We start from the raw sequence: 18,012 nt of genomic DNA on the forward strand, positions 1-18,012 counted from the left end.
GACTCGCCGGGCCGACTCATCGATAATGGCAGTTGGTGCAGTCGGCGCGCCGAACGTCCTCGTTCTCGGAGACACTCACGGAGATGGGATACTCGAGGCGCTCGAGTCCCGGCTTTCTCGCGTGACGCTAGTTCACGAGCGACAGCTCGAAGGCGCACTCGAGCGATTGAAAAACGAAGATTTCGCGTGCGTCGTCTGTCCCGCTTCATCGAGCGCACCAGCCCTGTCGACGCTCCTCGAAGCAGTCGAGAAACACGCCGAAAACGGAGAAGTCGTCTGTTATATCGAGTCCGGAAGGGAGACAGCGGGCAGTGAGTTCGAAGACGTCCCCTACCGGCCAGCGACGTTTCACACGACGGCCAAAGACACACTGGTCGACCACGTCGAGCGTTTCGTCGCGGAGCGTCACCGGGAAGAGATTATTCGTGCGCTCCAGCGTTCGACACAGGAGCTGTTTCACGCGACGTCGACCGAAGAAATTGCGGAGGCAGCCGTCGACACAGCAAACCGGCTGCTGGGCCATCCGTTCACCTCGGTTTTTCAGTACACCGAACGTGAAGATGGGTTCGACGTCGTTGCGACGACCGACGAACGGCAAACGCACGGCGATCCACCACAGCGAATCCCCGCTGGCGACTCGCTGACCGGAACCGCCTTCGGGAACCAGCGCCCCGTCTACTTCGACACCGGAATCGACACCACGACCGACGTCTTCGACGTCGAGTCAGTCGACGGCACCTCGTGGCTCGATGAACTCGTCGACCTCGAGGCCATCGACGTTCGATCGATCGACGAAAGCGACGTCCTCACCGACCCATCCAACCCAATGTCGTCTGGATTTATTTTTCCGCTCGGCACCTACGGTACCCTCGGCGTCGTCGCGATCGAGCCACAGGCGTTCACCGTCGACGACTTTCGGTTCCTGAGCGTGCTGGCAGACACCACCACGGCGGCTCTGGAACGCACCGAGCGGGAACGAGCCCTCGAGGAGACCAACGATCGACTCGAGGCGTTCGCCGCCATCGTTTCTCACGACCTGCGGAATCCGCTGGCCGTCGCCACGGGGAAACTCCAGTTACTGGAAGCGGAGTGTGACAGCGACCAGATCGAAGGTATCGAGGACGCGCTGGGACGGATGGACAACCTCATCGAGGATGTCCTCACACTCGTCCGAAACGATATCGACGGCGACGATCTCGAGTGGGTCTCACTCGGCGTGGTCGCCAACCGGGCCTGGGACACCGTCGACACCGGCGACGCAAGCCTCGAAGTGGCCACGGACCTCGGTTCCGCCAGGGCGGTCGACGGTCCGCTCCAGGAGCTGTTCGAGAACCTCTTCGACAACGCCGTCACACACGGCGGTCGTGATGTGACCGTTCGGGTCGAGCCCCTCGAAACCGGCGGGTTCGCCATCGAAGACGATGGTGAAGGTATCGACGACGTCGACCGTTCCCGGCTGTTCGAGTACGGGTACACCTCGAGCGGGTCTGGAACCGGGCTCGGGCTCGCAATCGTCGAACGAATCGCGTCAGTTTTCGACTGGGAGGTCACCGCCCATACCGGGGCCGATGGGGGACTTCGCCTCGAGTTCCAGACCTTCGATCACTAAGGAGTTACAAAAACGGAGCGTTTCGAGGGGTTACAGAAAGTCAAGGAGAAAGCCCACGACTTGAGTCGTGGGATGAATCCCACAACAGACGACACGAACCACGAGCGATAGCCAGTCCGAGTCTCCCACGCTCATCCATACCTTTACAAAACAATATTTCGTAAGATCTGGTGATGAAGCGAGCCAATCGCTTCAACGTTCGCCCTCGCTCGGAGAAAGAGCGTGAGGTGTTCATTCGCTGGTTGGACGCTTCTGCGAGTCTCTGGAACGAGACCAACTACGCTCGCCGCCAAGCCCTTCTTGAAGACGACGAAAGCATCTGGGACGCCGACACCGGCAAACTCGAAGGCAAATACAAGGGTGTTCTCAGCAGTTCCGTCGCCCAACAGATCATCCGCAAGAACTCCGAAGCGTGGCGGTCGTTCTTTTCCAGCAATGAGAGATACCACGCCGGCAAACTCGACGAGAAGCCGTCTCCACCTGGATACTGGGGTAACGAAGACGATGGACGGGTACTCCGTACGTACGTTCGCAACGACCAGTACACCATCCAATTCGGGAAATATTCCCGGCTTGAAGTCCCGATCGGCTCTGAACTCAAAAACGAACTTGGGTTGAATCGGAACCAACGGCTTCGCGTTGAAGTTGCTGGTGAGCCGAAGTGGAGCGGCGAGCAAGGCCGACTCGAACTCGTGTACGACGAAACCGCAGATACGTTCAGGGCTTATCAACCAGTCACCGTCGACAGTTCTCGACTGGATTCACCACTGGCTTCGGAAGAAGCCGCTCTCGACGTGGGCGCGAACAATCTCGTCGCTTGCACGACGACAACCGGTTCTCAATACTTGTACGAAGGACGTGAGTTGTTCGAGCGGTTCCGCGAAACCACCGAACAAATCGCGTACTACCAGTCACTCCTCGAAGACCAGCGCAAATCCAGCAAGCGCATCGACCGCTTGTACCGTAAGCGCACGAATCGGCGCAAACACGCCCAAAACACCCTCGTCCGCGACCTCGTGGAACGTCTGTACGACGAGGGCGTGTCGACGCTGTACGTAGGCGACATCAAAGGCGTTCTCTCAACACATTGGTCGCCGGTTATAAACTCGAAGACGCACAACTTTTGGGCGTACCGCCGGTTCATCAATCGGCTCGAAGACATGTGCGAAGAGTACGGTATCAGGGTCGAAGAGGAATCTGAAGCGTGGACGAGTCAGGAGTGTCCCGACTGTGGCGAGCGCGAAGGGACTATTCGCCACGAGGATTCGCTGGCGTGTCCGTGTGGGTTCGAGGGTCACGCCGACCTTGTCGCATCGGAATCGTTCCTGAGACAGCAGAACAACACAGTAGGGTCGATGGCACGGCCCGTGTACCTCAAGTGGAACAAACACAGTTGGCGGGAACATCATAGCCCGCCCTCCCTTGTGGAGACAACGGCCAACGAGGCGTACACAAACCAAAGTACCGCATCGAGCGGAAATATCGCTCTCGGGGACTCAGACGACTGAGACTCCCACGAGAGGGATCTCACGACTTCAGTCGTGGGTGGATGTCAAAACACCGCGTGTCTCAATGCTGGTTGTATCCGTGGCCGATGTACAACGCGAAGACGTTGAGTGTCAACAGCGTGACGAAAGCCAGCGCCACAGGTGCACTGCCCAGTCCGTTCACGAGGAGGGGGACATACAGGAACGGGAGGGCAATCGCAATCCAGAAGCTCAGGAACTGCGCTGGTGATCTGAGCGTGCTGGCCAGTCGGCGCACACGCGAGCCATAGCGGCTAACGGCTTCGGGCGGCGAGAGAGAGGGCGATTCGTTCGAAAGCGGGGATGAGCTGGACACAGGTAATCTCCTCGAGTTACTCGAGACATTCACTGCACACATCATATAGCCAATCGAACATTGACGTATTTTCAGTCGTTTTCACCCCCGATATGGAGACCATACATCGTTTTTAGACGTGTTCAGAATCGTCTAGACGTTTTAAAACACCTTTAGAATGCGTCTTCAGAGATTCAGTAGCATCGGCTGGCTCGAGCGGAAATACCACCACCTCGAACGCAATCGCCTTGTAGGTTCGCGAACACGCACCAGTATGAGCCAGCGAACGGCGACCGTCTCGCGCACGACGGGCGAGACGTCGATCGAGTGTACCCTGACCGTCGACGGTACCGGCGAATCGACCGTCGACACCGGTATCGGCTTTTTCGATCACATGTGCAGCGCGTTCGCCAAGCACGGACTGTTCGATCTCGAACTGACGTGTGACGGCGACCTCGAGGTCGACGATCACCACACGGTCGAAGACGTTGCAATCGTCCTCGGGCAGGCGTTCGACGACGCACTCGGGGACCGGGCGGGTATCGTCCGATATGCCGACCGACGGGTCCCACTCGACGAGGCAGTCGCCGATGCCGTCGTCGACGTGAGTGGCCGCCCGCGATTTTATTTCGAAGGTGGGTTTTCACAGGAGCAAATCGGCGGGTTCACGAGCGACATGGCGCGTCACTTCGCCGAGTCGCTGGCGATGCACGCCGGCGTGACCCTCCATCTCTCAGTGGACGGCGACAACGCCCACCACGAGGTGGAGGCACTGTTCAAAACGCTCGCTCGAACGCTCGACGACGCAACTCGACTCGACGAGCGACGGGAGGGAACGCCGAGCACGAAGGGGACCTTATAACAGCGTCAGGCTCGACGGAGTTTGCCGCCCGATTCGACGAGTTCACCCTGTTCGATTGCGTACTCGATGATGGCATCGACTTCGTGGCGCTCGAGGTCGTAGGCACCCGCAGCAAGTCCCTCGACGTCGGCTCGAGCCATCGGGAACTCGCGGTTGCGGAGGAGACGCCGAACTTTTCCGTAGGCACGTGGCGGCGTAGAAGATTCGTCAGCCGTTTCGTCTCCCGTGCTCGAGTCAGGCTTTGGGGAGACCGGTTCGTCACTCGAGCCCTGCGTGTCGCCGTCGGTCGCCTGGACTGCCCCGGCCTCGTTTTCCTCGGTGGCTGTAGAATCGTCGCTCGGGGCAGAACCGGGCTCGAGCAACACGCCGCCAGGTTCGTCGTTCAGGGGCGCGTTGGGTTTGCCCCGCTCGCTCCCATCCACAGCAGGCCCGTTTCCGTCCGCACCGTTCCCATCCGCAGTATCCCGCTCCGACTCGAGCGAAGCCGACTGGCTCGAGTCGACAGCCCCAGTCGCCCTGCCGGCTCGTGAGCCCCCAGTAGCTCGCTCGAGCAGTGGCTCCAACAGTGTCTCGAGCCGCTGTTGGCACGACTCACATAGTGCCGTCCGTCGTTGTTCTCGTTCGCTGGGCTCGAGCGATTCGGGGACGATTTCGAAGACGCCAACGGCTGGCTCACTGCAGAAATCACAGGTGTTGACTGCGCGCATACCCTCGCATTTCGGTGCTGGCGATAAAAACGTGGCCACCACGATCTGGTCCGAACCCGCGATTTCTCGTGCCCTTCCCCGCACTGCTCCAGTCTCCAAGTTCCACAGCCAAAGGGCTCGAGTCTCGATATCCTCCAGATGAGCGTGTTCGACCAGTCGAAGCAACCTCGAGCGTCGATCACGTATCATTATACGGACGGGGCCGTACTATCCGGGAGACGAATGTTCGACGAAATCATGGAGAAGTTCGAGGGGTCACCGAGTCAGCAGGCCGTTATTCGCCTGTTGCTCGAGCGTGGGTTCTCCGTCAACGACGACGGGCGGGTCGTCTCCGGCGGCATCGAAATTCCGAACACCGGAATCGCCCGCGAGATCGACGTCGACCGACGGGTCGTCGACTCGACGACCGACGTCATCCTCGAGGACCCCGAACTCCGGCGTATCTTTCAGAACATCTCGCAAGTGCCCAGTCTGATGGATCTGGCACCGGTGCTCGACCTGACGGTCCTGTCCGTCGAGGTTGCCGACGCGGAACAGAAAGGCATCGTCGCCGCAGTCACCGGCGTGCTCGCAGAACACGACGTCTCGATTCGCCAGACGATCAGCGAAGACCCTGAGTTCACCGACGAACCCCGGCTCCATCTGGTAACCGATCAAGAACTCCCTGGCGACGTGATCACCGATCTGCGCGCGCTACCGTTCGTTCGCACCCTCGAGATTCAATAACGAGAATTATTGTACGGGTTCTTCCATCCGCGCCCAGCCGATAGCGTCGAGAACGACCACCCGGTCGTCGTAGCGAACGTAGACGCCGTTGTGGGCGTCGTCGTCGTTTTCGTAGTACGGTAGCGACCGACGGAGTGCGTCGACGATGTCCCACGCGCCCTCGCGCTCGAGGGTGACGTGCTCCCACTCCTCGCGGGCGTCGTACCGGATCGCCCGCCGGATCGCTCGACCGACCCCGGGCAGTTCGCGAAGGCGCTCGCTCGAGGCGTCGATGACGGTTGCTTCGGCAGGAATGTCCTCGACGATGCGCGCACCAACGTCGGCTTTCGGCTGACCGGTGGCCCTATCGCCGCCACGAGACCTGAGGAGGTAGCCAGCGACGGCCGCCACGCCGACCGCCAGTAGCGAGAGTGCGACGTTTTTACCCCTGAGTATCATAGCGCTATCTTACAGTAATCGGCTAAGTATCTTTCGCAATTATATGTCTTACTGACACTTCAGTTTCGAAGTGATACGGACGCATTTTGGGCGACACCGCCCGATAACCGGCAGCTAACCGCAAAAAAGAGTAGGCGGTACTCGAGAATGTCAGAGGCGGTGCACGAATCCGGTCGTGATGAGGCCGCCAACGATGAGCAAGAGGATACCGATAACGGCCGCCGCACGGAACATCGGCAACGCGTTCTGGGCCGGTTCGCGGAGTTTCTTGCCGTTCAGCCCCGATTCGAAGCGTTTCGCTCCGATTTCGACCAGCGCAGCGAGAGCCACCCAGAGAACGAGCATGAAAATGACGAGTTGGCCGTTCGTCGAACTGAACAGACTCGGCCCACCCTCGCCGTCGAAGCTGTACAGTACGCCCGCGAGGTGGCCACCCGTCACCAGAAGGACGACTGCACTCACACGCGAGAGCATCGTTAGCTTCGAGGAGAGGACCTCGAGCGGTTTGGTCGTGTTGAAGGCCCCATCTCGAGCCAGCGGTAAGACGACGAAGGCCACGTAAAAGACGCTGCCCGCCCACACGGCGGCAAACACCAGGTGGACGATTCGCGAGACGGCATCGACAGGCATACCCGACTCTTGGGTAGCAACCGTATTAGCATTGTGACTTTCGCCGAGACGCGAATATCCGGATGCAAGCTCACTCGAGCCAGTCAGGTGTCCACTCGACGAGTCGACGGCGAAGCAGTGCGTAAATCACCGAAACGACGACCAAGGTGAGGATGAGTGTTCTGAGGAGTCCGTCGAACACGATCAGCGGAACGACCGCAAGCGAGACGGCCAGGACGGCGTCTTCGGGCGCACCATCGTAACGAATCCAGCGGCGAGGGCGGACCCAACGACCGCGGACGTGATCGTAGACGGCGCGGTCGGTCGGATTCGTCCACGGATCCATTTCGGGGCCGCCGCCAGCGGCGTCACTGACCGCGTGCACCCACGCCGTAAGCGCGAACGCCGCGAGGAATGCGGTGAGCGCCGACGGGACCAGGAGTGCAACGGCGAGCATCGGGACGGTGAGCACGCCACCCACGAGCGGAAAATGGAACGTCCGACGATGGATGAACACGAGGTCAAAATCCGGAGCGAGGCCGCCGATGATCGCCCCCACAGCGAGCGGAGCAGCCAGTTCCGGAACCGCGTACGCGACCGGCGCAACGAGCGCCAGTCCGAGGAACACGTGCGTTGTCGCCATCATCGCAGTGGTAGCCTTACAATTGCACGCGCTAAAACGGTATGCCAACCGGAAGGCACACTAGAGATTTTCACCCTGATAGCTCCCGTCGTACGTAGCTTGGTGCTCCGCCTTCGCGAAGACGAGTTGTGCAATCCGGGCCCCGCGCTCGAGTTCGATATCGTGATGAACTTGCATTAGCCCTTCCCCCCGTCCCTCGTAGCCCGCGTCCCAGACCGCAGTGTTGAGCATACAGGAGTTTCGCATGAGCGACGACCGCGGATAGACGAAACCGATGTGGCCGTCGGGGATGCGGATTCGTTCACCGTATCGGACGACGTAGGACCCCTCTGGCAGATAGTAGCTGTCGGGGTCTTTTTGCTCGAGTTGCTCGAGCGGCCGGGCTACCCGATCCCCGACCTCTTTGTCCGCTTTGGTAATTCGCCCCGGCTCGAGTTGTTCGAACACGACGTCGAGGGTCAGGTCGACGCCGTTTGGCTGTACCTGCTCGCCGGTGGTCGGCGATACGTGGTTGGCGACGAACTCGCCGGAACGGTACATACAGACTCCACCTCGAGGGATGAACAAAAGCGTATCGCGTTCGGATACAGCGCAACTGCTCGTAGACGGGTTTTGACTCGACAGACCATCGTGGAAGGTGACCCTGACCCAGTACCGCCGCCCACACGCTCTCGAATAACAGACTTTCGAGGGACACACGCTGTCAGCGAACGAAAAGTGACCGAGCGTCCAGGATGAGCGCAAAAGTTGCGGCGAGCGTTCCCGAGAGGAGGAAATTCACATGGTTGATTGGGATAGAAACACGCTGGATTTATCAGGCAGGAAAGCCCACTTTTTGGTGCTATGGGACAGACGCTTACCGAGAAAATTCTCGAAGATCACCTCGTCGAGGGCGAACTCGAAACTGGCGAGGAGATCGGGATCGAGATCGACCAGGTGCTGACACAGGACACCACGGGAACGATGGTCTGGCTCCAGTTCGAAGCGATGGGACTGGACGAGGTCCAGACCGAAATCGCGGCCCAGTACTGTGACCACCAGACGTACCAGTTCGACTTCAAAAACACCGACGACCACCGTTTCCTGCGTTCTGCTGCCGGCACGTTCGGGGCACACTTCTCTCGCCCCGGTAACGGCATCTGTCACAACGTCCACCGGGAGAACTTCGCCGCCCCCGGCAAGACGTTGCTCGGCTCCGACAGCCACACCCCAACCCCCGGCGGAATGGGCGAACTCGCCATCGGTGCCGGCGGTATCGACGTCACCGTCGCCATGGGTGGCGCACCGTACTACATCGAGATGCCCGAAATCGTCGAGGTCCGCCTCGAGGGCGAACTCCCCGAGTGGGCCACCGCGAAAGACGTCATCCTCGAGATGCTGCGCCGCCTGTCCGTGAAAGGTGGCGTCGGCAAAATCCTCGAGTACACCGGCCCCGGTGCCGAAACCCTCACCGCGCCCGAGCGAATGACCATCACCAACATGGGCACCGAACTCGGCGCAACGACGTCGATTTTCGGTACCGACGAGCAGACCAAAGACTACCTCGAGCGCGTCGGCCGCGGCGACGAGTACGTCGAACTCCAGCCCGACGACGACGCCGAGTACGACGACCAGATCGTCGTCGATCTCTCGGACCTCGAGCCGTTGATCGCCGAACCCTCGATGCCCGACAAGGTCGTCCCCGTCCGCGAGGTCGCCGGCCAGTCCGTCGAACAGGTCATCGTCGGCTCCTGTACCAACGGCGGCTACGAGGACATCCTCCCCGTCGCGAAGATGCTCGAGGGGCGCGAAACTTCGATGGAAACGGAGACCATCGTCGCACCCGGCTCCAAGCAGGCCTCCGAGATGCTCGCCCGCAAAGGCTGGGTCGCCGAGATGATGGCCGCCGGCGTCAACTTCTCGGAAGCCACCTGCGGTGCCTGTATCGGTATCGGTCACGTTCCCGCGAGCGATTCCGTCTCGCTGCGAACGTTCAACCGCAACTTCGAGGGCCGTTCGGGCATCGAAGACGACAACGTCTACCTCTGTTCGCCGGAAGTCGCCGCCGCCGCCGCGCTCAAAGGCGAAATCGTCGACCCACGAGACCTGGCCGACGAACTCGGCGACCTCGAGGCACCCGGCGTCGAACTCCCCGAGAAGTACGACGGCTCCAAAACCGACCTCATCGCACCGGACGAGGCCGTCGACGACGAACTCATCAAAGGGCCGAACATCGGCGACGTCCCGATTCGCGACCAGCTCGGCTCCGAGGTCGCCGGCGAAGCACTGCTCAAGATGGAGGACAACATCACGACCGACCACATCATCCCCGCGACTCAGGACATCCTGATGTACCGGTCGAACGTCCCCAAACTGAGCGAGTTCACGCTCTCTCGCGTCGACGACACCTTCGCCCAGCGCGCACTCGACGCCGACGGCGGGTTCCTCGTCGCCGGCGAGAACTACGGCCAGGGTTCCTCGCGAGAACACGCCGCCCTCTGTCCGATGTATCTCGGCATCGAGGCGGTGCTCGCCCAGAGCTTCGCCCGGATCCACCGCGCGAACCTCTTTAACTTCGGAATCGTCCCGCTGACCATCGACGAGGACACCTACGACGCGATCGACCAGGGTGACGACCTCGAGATCGTCGACGACGTCTACGAAGCCGTCACGAGCGGTCAGGAAGAATTCACCGTCCGCGTCAACGGCGACGAGTACACCGCAACGCTCGACGCCTCCGAGCGAGAACGCGACATTCTCGCTGCCGGCGGCAAACTCGCCTGGACGAAAGCCCAGGCCGAAGACTCGGGCGCAGCACCTGCCGACGACTGATCGGATCACCGGCCGAGATTTTTTGACGGGGCGATAGACCTGCTCGAGTGTGGGGTACGCTCTCCGGCCACTCGCGATCACTCTGGTCTGTCGAAGAAAACTGCCTCGAGTGAGTCGGGCGACCCCCCGGAAGCCCGTAATCGAGGCAAGTAACGTCCGGGAATCCGGCACGCAATCGACGACCACACGTCCCCCAACGTGTCGCCGCCGACGGGCCGATGGGGGCTGAGTTTCGGGCAGGAATGCTGCCACAGGCTCAGCGCCCATCGACATTCGTGGTACCGCTTCCCATCAATAACGTAGGGCCAGCGCGTCTTAACAGTTCTGCGTACCGACGGGTTCGAAGCGCCTCGAGTGTCCTATGCCCAGCACGTTGTCCTCCATGTGGTGAACCGAACGAGTGAGGACACTGTCTCTCGAGGGAGCGCGAGTTCAACTCGAGGAGAATGAACGGCAGCAGCAAAACTCGAGGTCACCACAACTCTATCGCCGAAACGAACGGTTTCCTCGGTGTCCGTCCCGTCAACCGTCGTTTTACTGCTGCCTCGGGTGTGTGGCTGGAGGTCAACGGTGTCACTACAATATGGGGGAGGGACCAACACCGAGTCGTGCCCTCCATGCTGGGAGCACACCTATTGGGGGTGCCGCCAATCCGGGGGGATCGGCGGCCCTTTTCGACAGTCGCTGTACACCATCGCTCAATTTTTTGGTCCCGTCCCAAAGTCCTCTACCGATTGTCTCATCCTCGAGTGGGACTCGAGCCACGGCAGCGAAAACGGTGATCGCTTATGACGAACCAGATGTCTCGTCGCACTCGAGGTGGAACGACCGATCGTTTGCCGTCACTTCAGCCGAGTCAGTTTCTGCGGTGATCGTCACCGTCACCTTGCCACTCGCCGTGCAGTTGGCCTCGAGGGTGTACGTGTGGTCCGCACCGGATTCGAGTGTGCGCTCGAGTTCACTTTCGAAATCACCCTCGTCGAATCCCTCGGGTGAATCCTCGAGTTCGATCGTGAGATCGGCCTCGTCACTGAACTGATTGGTGATCTCCAATGTGTCGACGGGATCGCCCTCGGTTGCATTGAACTTCTCGCCGACCCCGTCAATTTTGAGGTAGGCCTCGTCATCATCGACGACAGAGATATCTATCGATCGGTCGGCCGCAAGTCCGCTGAACGCGCCGCTCGCTGTCACGAGCGCAATGACGGCGACCAGACCGACGGCGAGGCTGACGAGTTTCGTCCGATTCATCGATTTACTCGACCCCCGGTGGCTCGCCACTGATACCGAGGCGATTCCGCCGGGAGTAGTACCGATGTGCCAGCGCCGAGACGGCGAGCGTCACCACGACGAAGATCGTCCAGGCGGACATCGGGAGCATCGCAAACGGAGCAATCCCCACCGTTGCCCCACCCAGTACGAGCGCGATAACGCCCGTCAGTCCGAGGTAGTAGTCGCTCCAAGGGAGTTCACGCCCGCGAATGACGTCCATGTAGATTTCGACGTCCTCGAGCGCTTCGGTCGGCTCGACCGTTCCGCGGTCGCTGTTGTAGTCGACGACCCCCGATTTGTCCATCTTCGGCAGGTGCGATTGCTGGAGTGCCGTATAGACCCGTTTTCGATCCTTGCTCGAGACTTCCTCGAGTGCGTTGCCGTCCTCCCAGGCGGCGATCTCCTGTGAGAGCGTCCCGATCTCGAGTGCCTGGTCCTCGCGCATGAGTGCGTGAAGAATGTGCCGTCGACGCTGATTTGCGAGTAGTTCGAACAGTTCGTCCTCCGAAAGTGTTGTCGTAGCTGATGCTTGTCGCTCACGTCCCCCCAAGGACGTCGCGCTTGCGGTCCCCATTACCAGTGGCTATTCGATGGTAGTGTATTAAATCCTCTGATCAGTCATCCATCCTAACATATTCACCGGTGGAAAATAGCCCCAGAACGGGGTGCAAATTCAGACTTCGGAGAACGGACTTCTCGAGGTTCCTGTAACCAGTCAACCCCAGTAATACCGTTCGTTCGTCAGTTTCAGGCACCGGTTTCGGACGTTCCAAGCGGTCCAATACCAGTACGTGAGTGTCGTTGACCGACAGTCAACTGTCGGGAGTAGGGAGTCAATTCCCGGATTACAATATGCCTACTGGCGAGTGGTTGACTCGAGTCCCTTAGGGGGGACCGGTGACAAACGATATGCAACGACGCAAATTCGTAATCGGAATGGGCGCATTGGCATCAGGAACAGCGGCTGCGGTTGGCTCGGGTGCGTTCTCGGCAGTGTCCGCCGAACGTACCGTGAGTGTCGAAGTTGCCGATGAGGATACAGACGCGCTGTTGGGATTGGAACCGCTCGATACTGATCGAGTAGTTGATACAGGTGAGGGAATCGAAATTGATCTCACTGGCGAAGCTGGTGATGATGACGGTGTTGAACCTAAGGGATTAAACCCGAACGCATCAACCGATTTCACCGACCTCTTCAACGTCGTCAATCAGAGTACGAACGACGTTTTGTTCGGCACTTTTGGAGGAATGGATATTAGAGATCAGAATGACGCTATAGATGGATGGTTCACTTATTCTACTGACGGAGAGCTAACTGAGGACGGAGAGCAGAATGAGGATGTCGATAACGGAGTTGGTACGGGATCCCCAGAGCTCGAAGAAGTCGACGGTGGCTCAGGCTATGTAATTCCGGAGGGTGCGACGATAGACGAAGATAACAACGTTCGTTATCTTGAGCCTGGTGAATCGACACCAGTCTCGTTCACCATTCAGACTACCAACGAAGATCTTGAAGATTTCGACGAAGAACTCACAATTGCTGCTGTCGGCGTTGGTACTGCACGTGATCAGCGCTAATGGCGACTAACTGATACATCACCGAACATAGAGACACCAAAACGATGAAACGACGAGAAGTGCTATTTGGTGTCGCCGGGTTGACAGCGACTGGTATACTCGCCGCCGGTTCGGGAGCGTTTTCGGCGACGAGTGTCGAGCGCACCGTATCCGTCAGCCTCGCCGAACAGGATTCGGATGCGTTGCTCACACTCGAAGCCACGTCAGATCTCGCCGAAATCGGTGATAATGACGGATCGCTGTTGATCACAATCGACGAGGAACTCGGAACCGAATCGGCAACAGGAATCAACGCCAACGCAACGTACGTCTTCAGCGATGTGTTCACCATACAGAATCTGGGCACGCAAACAGTCGAGGTCAAAGGAGAGGCCGGAAAGCTAACCGAGCCGGACGAAACGACTGGACAAGCAGACGTTGAACCGCCAGATGACGAAGAGCCGGAAATAACGCTTTGGACCGAAGACGGCGGTTCAGGAGACGCACTGAACGAAGAGCTGGATCCCGGCGAAGACCCAGTATCCGTTTCAGTCAAAGTAGATACGACGAACGTCGACACGGACGGTGATCTGGTTGATGCCAGTTACGTTATCGTCGCTGAAACATCAGACTGAATCATGGCACAAAATTTAAAATAAATGAACGCTACGCGCGCCGGCGTCATAGTCGCCCTGATCCTGATAGTGGCAATCCCGACTGCAGCTGTCACGATCGTCGAAAATAGTTCACAGGACCAGATTTCAGACGATATAGTCGCTCAACCGTCCGAGGGCTCGAACGGCGCGTATGCCTTCATAGATCCTGAAACCGACGAACTCGTCATCGATCTCACCGCCAACAACACGGAAATCGAGGGAAGTGGGGTCTCTGTAGAGGCCCTGAGCGGGATCGATGACATCTTCACCCTCACCTACACGGGCGAAGACTTCGCACAGGTGTGGCTCGAGCACGATTCCGACCACGTTACCTTCTACGACACCAGTGGCGACTCACTCGAGGGACAGGCCAACAACGTCACCCTCGAGCACAACGAAACCGTCCACGTTGGTTTCTCAGTCGACACCCGCGAAAGCGACCTCGAGGCAGGCGATATGCTCATCGACTCCATCGAGATCAACGCCCAGGTGCCCGAAGAAGATGATGACGACGGCCCCGGATTCATCCCCGCACCACCATCACCGCCCGCTGACCCCGACCCACCGGAGGACCCACCTGAGGACCCTGACCCCCCAGGACAGCCGCCGATCGATCTCATCGTCGGCCCCGGTGAGCGAACGGCGGCCATCGAGGACATCCCGGCCGACGTCCCAGTTGACGTGCCCTTCGAGGCGCTGGGAATTGGTGAGTTCGTCACCCTCGAGCGCCTCGAAGTCACCTTTGCCGACGACGGTGACGCAGAGTTCACCGTCCTCGGGGAAGACGCCCTCGAGGGCGATGGCCAACCGCTGGCCGACGAAAACACCACGAGCGCCATCGGCGAGTTCGAGATCACGGAGACGCCTGATCCCGACCGCGTCGAGACGGTCACCTACACGCTCGGCGTCGACCGAAGCTACCTCGAGAGCGAGGGTATCGACACTGACGCCCTCGTGCTCTACCGGCAAGCCGACGACGGCAGCAAGTGGGACCCGCTCACCACGACCGTCGTCGAGGAGACCGACGACCAGGTGGTCCTCGAGGCGACCTACGACGGGTTCTCCCGGTACGCACTGGGGGTCGACCAGGCCGTCTTCACCGTCGAGGACGTGACCGCCGAACCGTCGATCGTGACGGTCAGGGAGTCGACGACGCTCGAGACGACCATCACGAACACCGGCGAGGAAGTCGGGACGTTCGAAACCGAGATCGTCGTCGAGGAGACGGTCATCGACACGGTGACGGTCACCCTCGAGCCGGGCGAATCCGAAACGGTGGCCACGGAGTACACCACGACGGGCACCGGCTCCTACGAGATCATCGTCGACGGCCAGGTGGAAGCGACGATACTGGTCGAACCGCCGGCGGAAGATCCGCCGAGCGACGACACGGTCGAAACCGACGACCTGGACGAACTCGACGAGCCGACGGAGGAGCCAGGCGGCTTCGGCGTGCTGGAAATCGGTGGCATCCTGATGTTGCTGGTGTTGCTCACCATGGGGCTGTGGGGCTACCGAAACCGCGAACAGCTGCCATCTCGAGGGGACTTTTTCGCCGGTCGAGTGTAGTCCACACCCGGGCGAGTGGACACACGCAGCCGGAGAATCGGGTTGCAGGCGCCGACAGGCGAAACCGTGGTGCCGACGGCAATATCCCCGAGTTGGGTGTTTTCGAGGGTGAATGTATTCGCTCGTGTTCCCCAGTTCGAGCACCCACTGTAAGCGAACGATGAAGCGATCAGACGGGGGTCTGAGATTACTACACAATCACTATCCAGTGGGTAGCGTAGTTGTAGTAAAGTGTTGACCTTTTCTCATCTCGAGCGACAAACTCGTTCATACACGACTCACGGTTCGACTCGAGTTTCGATACGCAGACCGACTCGTTCCCTGTAAACGTACAGACGTATTTACAGAAACGAGACGAACGTTCATCCGTACGCGAGCTATCGGTCGTTCGGACGCACACGCTACCTACACCGATCCCCCCATCCCCCAACCGATCACCGTCCCCCGTGGGTAGTCGACGAACGCCGATGACTGGCGATGCCGTGGACCGTGCATCCATTTCAACTGCACAACGCACACGTCAGCCACTCGTCTCGAGTGTGACGTGACACACCACCGTGTCATCCGACGCGCAGGTAACGGGATGGGAACCACCCCATGTCATACCCAGGTCCCAAACCCCGTACCGCTGCCGAACGGCCGTTTCTCGAGCGAACGCGACGGAAAGTGCGAGCCCTCGACCTGGCACTCTTGTTCGCTATTCCCGCCCTGCTGGTGCTGGTCTATGCGCTTCCCGAAGCGTTCAGGGACGAGTTCGTATTGTACTATCTCGAGCCCACGCTGCTGACGGCGTTTGCGTCCCACTTCGTTCACCTCGAGGCGACACACCTGCTGGCAAACCTCCTGGGGTACGGGCTGCTTGCCGGAGTGGGGTACCTACTGGCGGTGCATGGCAACTGTCGACGCTTTTTCCTCTCGGCACTGCTGGTTATCGTCCTCGTGTTTCCACTGGTGCTGTCGGGGCTCAACCTCGCAGTGCCACGAAACGCCGTCTCCTATGGCTTTTCGGGCGTGAACATGGCTCTCCTCGGGTTGTTGCCGCTGGTACTCGGTGAGTATCTCAGAGCGACGTTCACGCCGACACTCGAGCGACGACACGTCGGACTGGCCTACTTCGTGGCGACGGCGATCATCGCACTCATCGCCGTTCCCATCGCCCTGTCGACGGTCGCCCTGGCGACCACCTCTGTCGGGATCGCTGGCCTGTACGCACACGGATTGTTGCAGCGACACTGGCAGCTTCGCCGGCTGGGTCGGGAAATCCTCGAGCGACCGGGCTACGGGGAACTCGCGCTGGGGGGAGGCGTGGTCTTCGTCTCGTATCTGTTCGTTGCGTTTCCCGCCGACGTGGTGTACGGGACGGCAGTATTGAACATCTACGTGCACTTTCTGGGCTACTCGCTGGGGTTCATCGGCCCGTATCTGGTGCTCGAGGCTGGGACGTACGACCGGCCGACCAGCCCTCTCAAACCCCCTTCCTCTCCCCGAGCCTGACCGGAACACCCGCAGTTAAGACGGTGGGGACGTGATACACGTTCGTCATGAGTGAGGGGTGGGTCAGTCGCGGGCTACAGCTACTCGTCGTCGTCGCGATCGTCGCCCTGCTCGCCGGGCACCTCCTCGGACAACCCGTTCTGTTGGGCTACGTCGAAACCGGAAGTATGGAACCGACGCTCGAGCCCGGGGACGGATTCGTCGCCGTTCCATCGGTCGTCGCGAGCGATCCCGAACCGGGCGACGTCGTCGTCTTCGACGCCCAGGAGATCGAGGGTGGCGGATTGACGACGCACCGGATCGTCGACGAACGACCCGAGGGGTACGTGACCCAGGGGGACGCCAACCCGTTTACCGACCAGGATGGGGGTGAGCCACCGGTTCAGGACGCCCAGATCGTAGCAACGGTCGCCCAGCCGACCGGCTCGGTGCTGACGATACCCGCACTCGGAACCGTCGTCATGGCGATCAACGCCCTCTTCGAATGGATTCAGACCTGGATGGCGTCTGCTCTCGGCTTACAATCCGCTCAGGGGACGACGGGTGCAGCCTACGTCTTGCTCGGTATCTCGCTGGCCGCCTACGCCATCGAAACCGTTCGCGAGCGTCGCCAACAGGCACGCGAGTCGCGACTCGGACGAAACAACGAGGAGGGTCTCGATCCGAAACTCCTCTGTGGCGCGTTCGCCCTCATGGTGATGGTCGCCGCACTCGGGGCGATGGTCGTCCCCGCCGGAACACACTCCTACGACGTGGTCAGTGCGCAGTCGCCCTCCGACCGGCCACTCGTCATCGAACAGGGCGAAACCGAACGGATCGATTACCCCGTCGAGAACAGCGGCTTCGTACCCGTCCTGGTCGGCCTCGAGGGTGGAGACGGCGTCAGCGTCGAGGACGAACGGCTGGCACTCGAGCAACGAGGTTCTGCAGGAACAATGGTTGCGATAACTGCTCCCGCAGATACCGGTGCCTATCAGCGATACGTGACCGAGTATCGGTATCTGTACGTGTTACCGTCACCGGTGATCAGCGGGCTCGCATCACTCAATCCCTGGCTCCCGGTGCTCGTCATTACGGGGCTCATGGGTGGCGTAACGTACGGAATCGGCCGAATCCTTATCGGCGACACGCCAGCACAACGGCGGTCGAAAACAGGAAGACGGGACACACACGCACAGCGAAGTGATTATAACCAATGGTAGTTACGACAAACACACATGAACGGTGGCGACGGTGGG

The 18,012-nt window shown here is 60.1% G+C and carries 18 protein-coding genes; 10 read left to right on the plus strand and 8 right to left on the minus strand.

Going from position 1 to position 18,012, the window contains the following annotated elements:
• Positions 1 to 25: 25 nt before the first annotated feature.
• Both NLK60_RS09870 and NLK60_RS09875 read left to right on the plus strand, forming a co-directional pair.
• Positions 26 to 1,609 (plus strand): ATP-binding protein, encoded by a 1,584-nt coding sequence (locus tag NLK60_RS09870; protein WP_254807627.1) that lies wholly within the window; start codon positions 26 to 28, stop codon positions 1,607 to 1,609.
• Positions 1,610 to 1,782: 173 nt separating this feature from the next.
• Entirely contained in the window at positions 1,783 to 3,117 is a 1,335-nt protein-coding gene (locus NLK60_RS09875) for an RNA-guided endonuclease InsQ/TnpB family protein (protein WP_254807628.1), read from the plus strand.
• Positions 3,118 to 3,178: 61 nt separating this feature from the next.
• Here the strand turns inward: NLK60_RS09875 and NLK60_RS09880 are convergent, their stop codons facing one another.
• The gene (locus tag NLK60_RS09880) at positions 3,179 to 3,451 is read right to left on the minus strand and encodes a DUF8028 family protein (RefSeq protein ID WP_254807629.1); all 273 of its coding nucleotides are present in this window, start codon (positions 3,449 to 3,451) and stop codon (positions 3,179 to 3,181) included.
• A 253-nt stretch (positions 3,452 to 3,704) separates the two neighbouring features.
• Between NLK60_RS09880 and hisB the strand changes: the two genes are divergently transcribed.
• Positions 3,705 to 4,292, plus strand: coding sequence for an imidazoleglycerol-phosphate dehydratase HisB (hisB, locus tag NLK60_RS09885; RefSeq protein ID WP_254807630.1), 588 nt, complete (start codon positions 3,705 to 3,707; stop codon positions 4,290 to 4,292).
• A 5-nt stretch (positions 4,293 to 4,297) separates the two neighbouring features.
• Here hisB and NLK60_RS09890 read toward each other — a convergent pair whose 3' ends face one another.
• Positions 4,298 to 4,999, minus strand: coding sequence for a hypothetical protein (locus NLK60_RS09890; protein WP_254807631.1), 702 nt, complete (start codon positions 4,997 to 4,999; stop codon positions 4,298 to 4,300).
• A gap of 222 nt (positions 5,000 to 5,221) precedes the next feature.
• On the opposite strand from NLK60_RS09890, the gene trpY reads away from it, so the two are divergent.
• The gene (gene trpY / locus NLK60_RS09895) at positions 5,222 to 5,725 is read left to right on the plus strand and encodes a TrpY family transcription regulator (RefSeq protein ID WP_254807632.1); all 504 of its coding nucleotides are present in this window, start codon (positions 5,222 to 5,224) and stop codon (positions 5,723 to 5,725) included.
• 6 nt (positions 5,726 to 5,731) lie between these two features.
• Here the strand turns inward: trpY and NLK60_RS09900 are convergent, their stop codons facing one another.
• The 4 genes from NLK60_RS09900 to NLK60_RS09915 all read right to left on the minus strand — a co-directional run bounded on the left by NLK60_RS09900 (position 5,732) and on the right by NLK60_RS09915 (position 7,955).
• On the minus strand, positions 5,732 to 6,163 hold the full coding sequence (locus NLK60_RS09900; protein ID WP_254807633.1) for a hypothetical protein: 432 nt from the start codon (positions 6,161 to 6,163) through the stop codon (positions 5,732 to 5,734).
• Between the two features lie 150 nt (positions 6,164 to 6,313).
• Entirely contained in the window at positions 6,314 to 6,793 is a 480-nt protein-coding gene (locus NLK60_RS09905) for a copper resistance protein CopD (protein WP_254807634.1), read from the minus strand.
• 70 nt (positions 6,794 to 6,863) lie between these two features.
• Positions 6,864 to 7,418 carry a metal-dependent hydrolase gene (locus tag NLK60_RS09910; RefSeq protein ID WP_254807635.1) on the minus strand — a complete coding sequence of 185 codons (555 nt, stop codon included), beginning with the start codon at positions 7,416 to 7,418 and terminating at the stop codon, positions 6,864 to 6,866.
• Positions 7,419 to 7,475: 57 nt separating this feature from the next.
• Positions 7,476 to 7,955, minus strand: coding sequence for a deoxyuridine 5'-triphosphate nucleotidohydrolase (locus NLK60_RS09915; protein WP_254807636.1), 480 nt, complete (start codon positions 7,953 to 7,955; stop codon positions 7,476 to 7,478).
• Positions 7,956 to 8,258: 303 nt separating this feature from the next.
• Here NLK60_RS09915 and NLK60_RS09920 point away from each other — a divergent pair, with 303 nt between their 5' ends.
• Positions 8,259 to 10,226: an aconitate hydratase gene (locus NLK60_RS09920; protein WP_254807637.1), complete on the plus strand. Its 1,968-nt coding sequence runs from the start codon at positions 8,259 to 8,261 to the stop codon at positions 10,224 to 10,226.
• A 786-nt stretch (positions 10,227 to 11,012) separates the two neighbouring features.
• On the opposite strand, the gene NLK60_RS09925 is transcribed toward NLK60_RS09920, so the two are convergent.
• Positions 11,013 to 11,477: a hypothetical protein gene (locus NLK60_RS09925; protein ID WP_254807638.1), complete on the minus strand. Its 465-nt coding sequence runs from the start codon at positions 11,475 to 11,477 to the stop codon at positions 11,013 to 11,015.
• Between the two features lie 4 nt (positions 11,478 to 11,481).
• Entirely contained in the window at positions 11,482 to 12,072 is a 591-nt protein-coding gene (locus NLK60_RS09930; RefSeq protein ID WP_254807639.1) for a DUF7344 domain-containing protein, read from the minus strand.
• Positions 12,073 to 12,407: 335 nt separating this feature from the next.
• On the opposite strand from NLK60_RS09930, the gene NLK60_RS09935 reads away from it, so the two are divergent.
• The 5 genes from NLK60_RS09935 to NLK60_RS09955 all read left to right on the plus strand — a co-directional run bounded on the left by NLK60_RS09935 (position 12,408) and on the right by NLK60_RS09955 (position 17,976).
• Entirely contained in the window at positions 12,408 to 13,076 is a 669-nt protein-coding gene (locus tag NLK60_RS09935; RefSeq protein WP_254807640.1) for a hypothetical protein, read from the plus strand.
• 44 nt (positions 13,077 to 13,120) lie between these two features.
• Entirely contained in the window at positions 13,121 to 13,690 is a 570-nt protein-coding gene (locus tag NLK60_RS09940) for a hypothetical protein (RefSeq protein WP_254807641.1), read from the plus strand.
• 24 nt (positions 13,691 to 13,714) lie between these two features.
• Positions 13,715 to 15,280 (plus strand): PGF-pre-PGF domain-containing protein, encoded by a 1,566-nt coding sequence (locus NLK60_RS09945; protein ID WP_254807642.1) that lies wholly within the window; start codon positions 13,715 to 13,717, stop codon positions 15,278 to 15,280.
• 597 nt (positions 15,281 to 15,877) lie between these two features.
• Positions 15,878 to 16,774 carry a rhomboid family protein gene (locus tag NLK60_RS09950; RefSeq protein ID WP_254807643.1) on the plus strand — a complete coding sequence of 299 codons (897 nt, stop codon included), beginning with the start codon at positions 15,878 to 15,880 and terminating at the stop codon, positions 16,772 to 16,774.
• A 47-nt stretch (positions 16,775 to 16,821) separates the two neighbouring features.
• Positions 16,822 to 17,976 carry a signal peptidase I gene (locus NLK60_RS09955; protein WP_254807644.1) on the plus strand — a complete coding sequence of 385 codons (1,155 nt, stop codon included), beginning with the start codon at positions 16,822 to 16,824 and terminating at the stop codon, positions 17,974 to 17,976.
• The last annotated feature ends 36 nt before the right edge of the window (positions 17,977 to 18,012 follow it).

The organism is Natronosalvus amylolyticus, from assembly GCF_024298845.1.
In the GTDB taxonomy this organism is placed as follows: Archaea; Halobacteriota; Halobacteria; order Halobacteriales; family Natrialbaceae; genus Natronosalvus; species Natronosalvus amylolyticus.

What these genes read in the sequence shown, in the direction of transcription:
- NLK60_RS09890 (WP_254807631.1), bottom strand. Translation starts at nt 4,999, where the DNA reads ATGCGCGCAGTCAACACCTGTGATTTCTGCAGTGAGCCAGCCGTTGGC.
- NLK60_RS09900 (WP_254807633.1), bottom strand. Translation starts at nt 6,163, where the DNA reads ATGATACTCAGGGGTAAAAACGTCGCACTCTCGCTACTGGCGGTCGGC.
- NLK60_RS09905 (WP_254807634.1), bottom strand. Translation starts at nt 6,793, where the DNA reads ATGCCTGTCGATGCCGTCTCGCGAATCGTCCACCTGGTGTTTGCCGCC.
- NLK60_RS09955 (WP_254807644.1), top strand. Translation starts at nt 16,822, where the DNA reads ATGAGTGAGGGGTGGGTCAGTCGCGGGCTACAGCTACTCGTCGTCGTC.
- trpY (WP_254807632.1), top strand. Translation starts at nt 5,222, where the DNA reads ATGTTCGACGAAATCATGGAGAAGTTCGAGGGGTCACCGAGTCAGCAG.
- NLK60_RS09940 (WP_254807641.1), top strand. Translation starts at nt 13,121, where the DNA reads ATGAAACGACGAGAAGTGCTATTTGGTGTCGCCGGGTTGACAGCGACT.
- NLK60_RS09870 (WP_254807627.1), top strand. Translation starts at nt 26, where the DNA reads ATGGCAGTTGGTGCAGTCGGCGCGCCGAACGTCCTCGTTCTCGGAGAC.
- hisB (WP_254807630.1), top strand. Translation starts at nt 3,705, where the DNA reads ATGAGCCAGCGAACGGCGACCGTCTCGCGCACGACGGGCGAGACGTCG.
- NLK60_RS09950 (WP_254807643.1), top strand. Translation starts at nt 15,878, where the DNA reads ATGTCATACCCAGGTCCCAAACCCCGTACCGCTGCCGAACGGCCGTTT.
- NLK60_RS09915 (WP_254807636.1), bottom strand. Translation starts at nt 7,955, where the DNA reads ATGTACCGTTCCGGCGAGTTCGTCGCCAACCACGTATCGCCGACCACC.
- NLK60_RS09930 (WP_254807639.1), bottom strand. Translation starts at nt 12,072, where the DNA reads ATGGGGACCGCAAGCGCGACGTCCTTGGGGGGACGTGAGCGACAAGCA.
- NLK60_RS09925 (WP_254807638.1), bottom strand. Translation starts at nt 11,477, where the DNA reads ATGAATCGGACGAAACTCGTCAGCCTCGCCGTCGGTCTGGTCGCCGTC.
- NLK60_RS09945 (WP_254807642.1), top strand. Translation starts at nt 13,715, where the DNA reads ATGAACGCTACGCGCGCCGGCGTCATAGTCGCCCTGATCCTGATAGTG.
- NLK60_RS09935 (WP_254807640.1), top strand. Translation starts at nt 12,408, where the DNA reads ATGCAACGACGCAAATTCGTAATCGGAATGGGCGCATTGGCATCAGGA.
- NLK60_RS09920 (WP_254807637.1), top strand. Translation starts at nt 8,259, where the DNA reads ATGGGACAGACGCTTACCGAGAAAATTCTCGAAGATCACCTCGTCGAG.
- NLK60_RS09910 (WP_254807635.1), bottom strand. Translation starts at nt 7,418, where the DNA reads ATGATGGCGACAACGCACGTGTTCCTCGGACTGGCGCTCGTTGCGCCG.
- NLK60_RS09875 (WP_254807628.1), top strand. Translation starts at nt 1,783, where the DNA reads ATGAAGCGAGCCAATCGCTTCAACGTTCGCCCTCGCTCGGAGAAAGAG.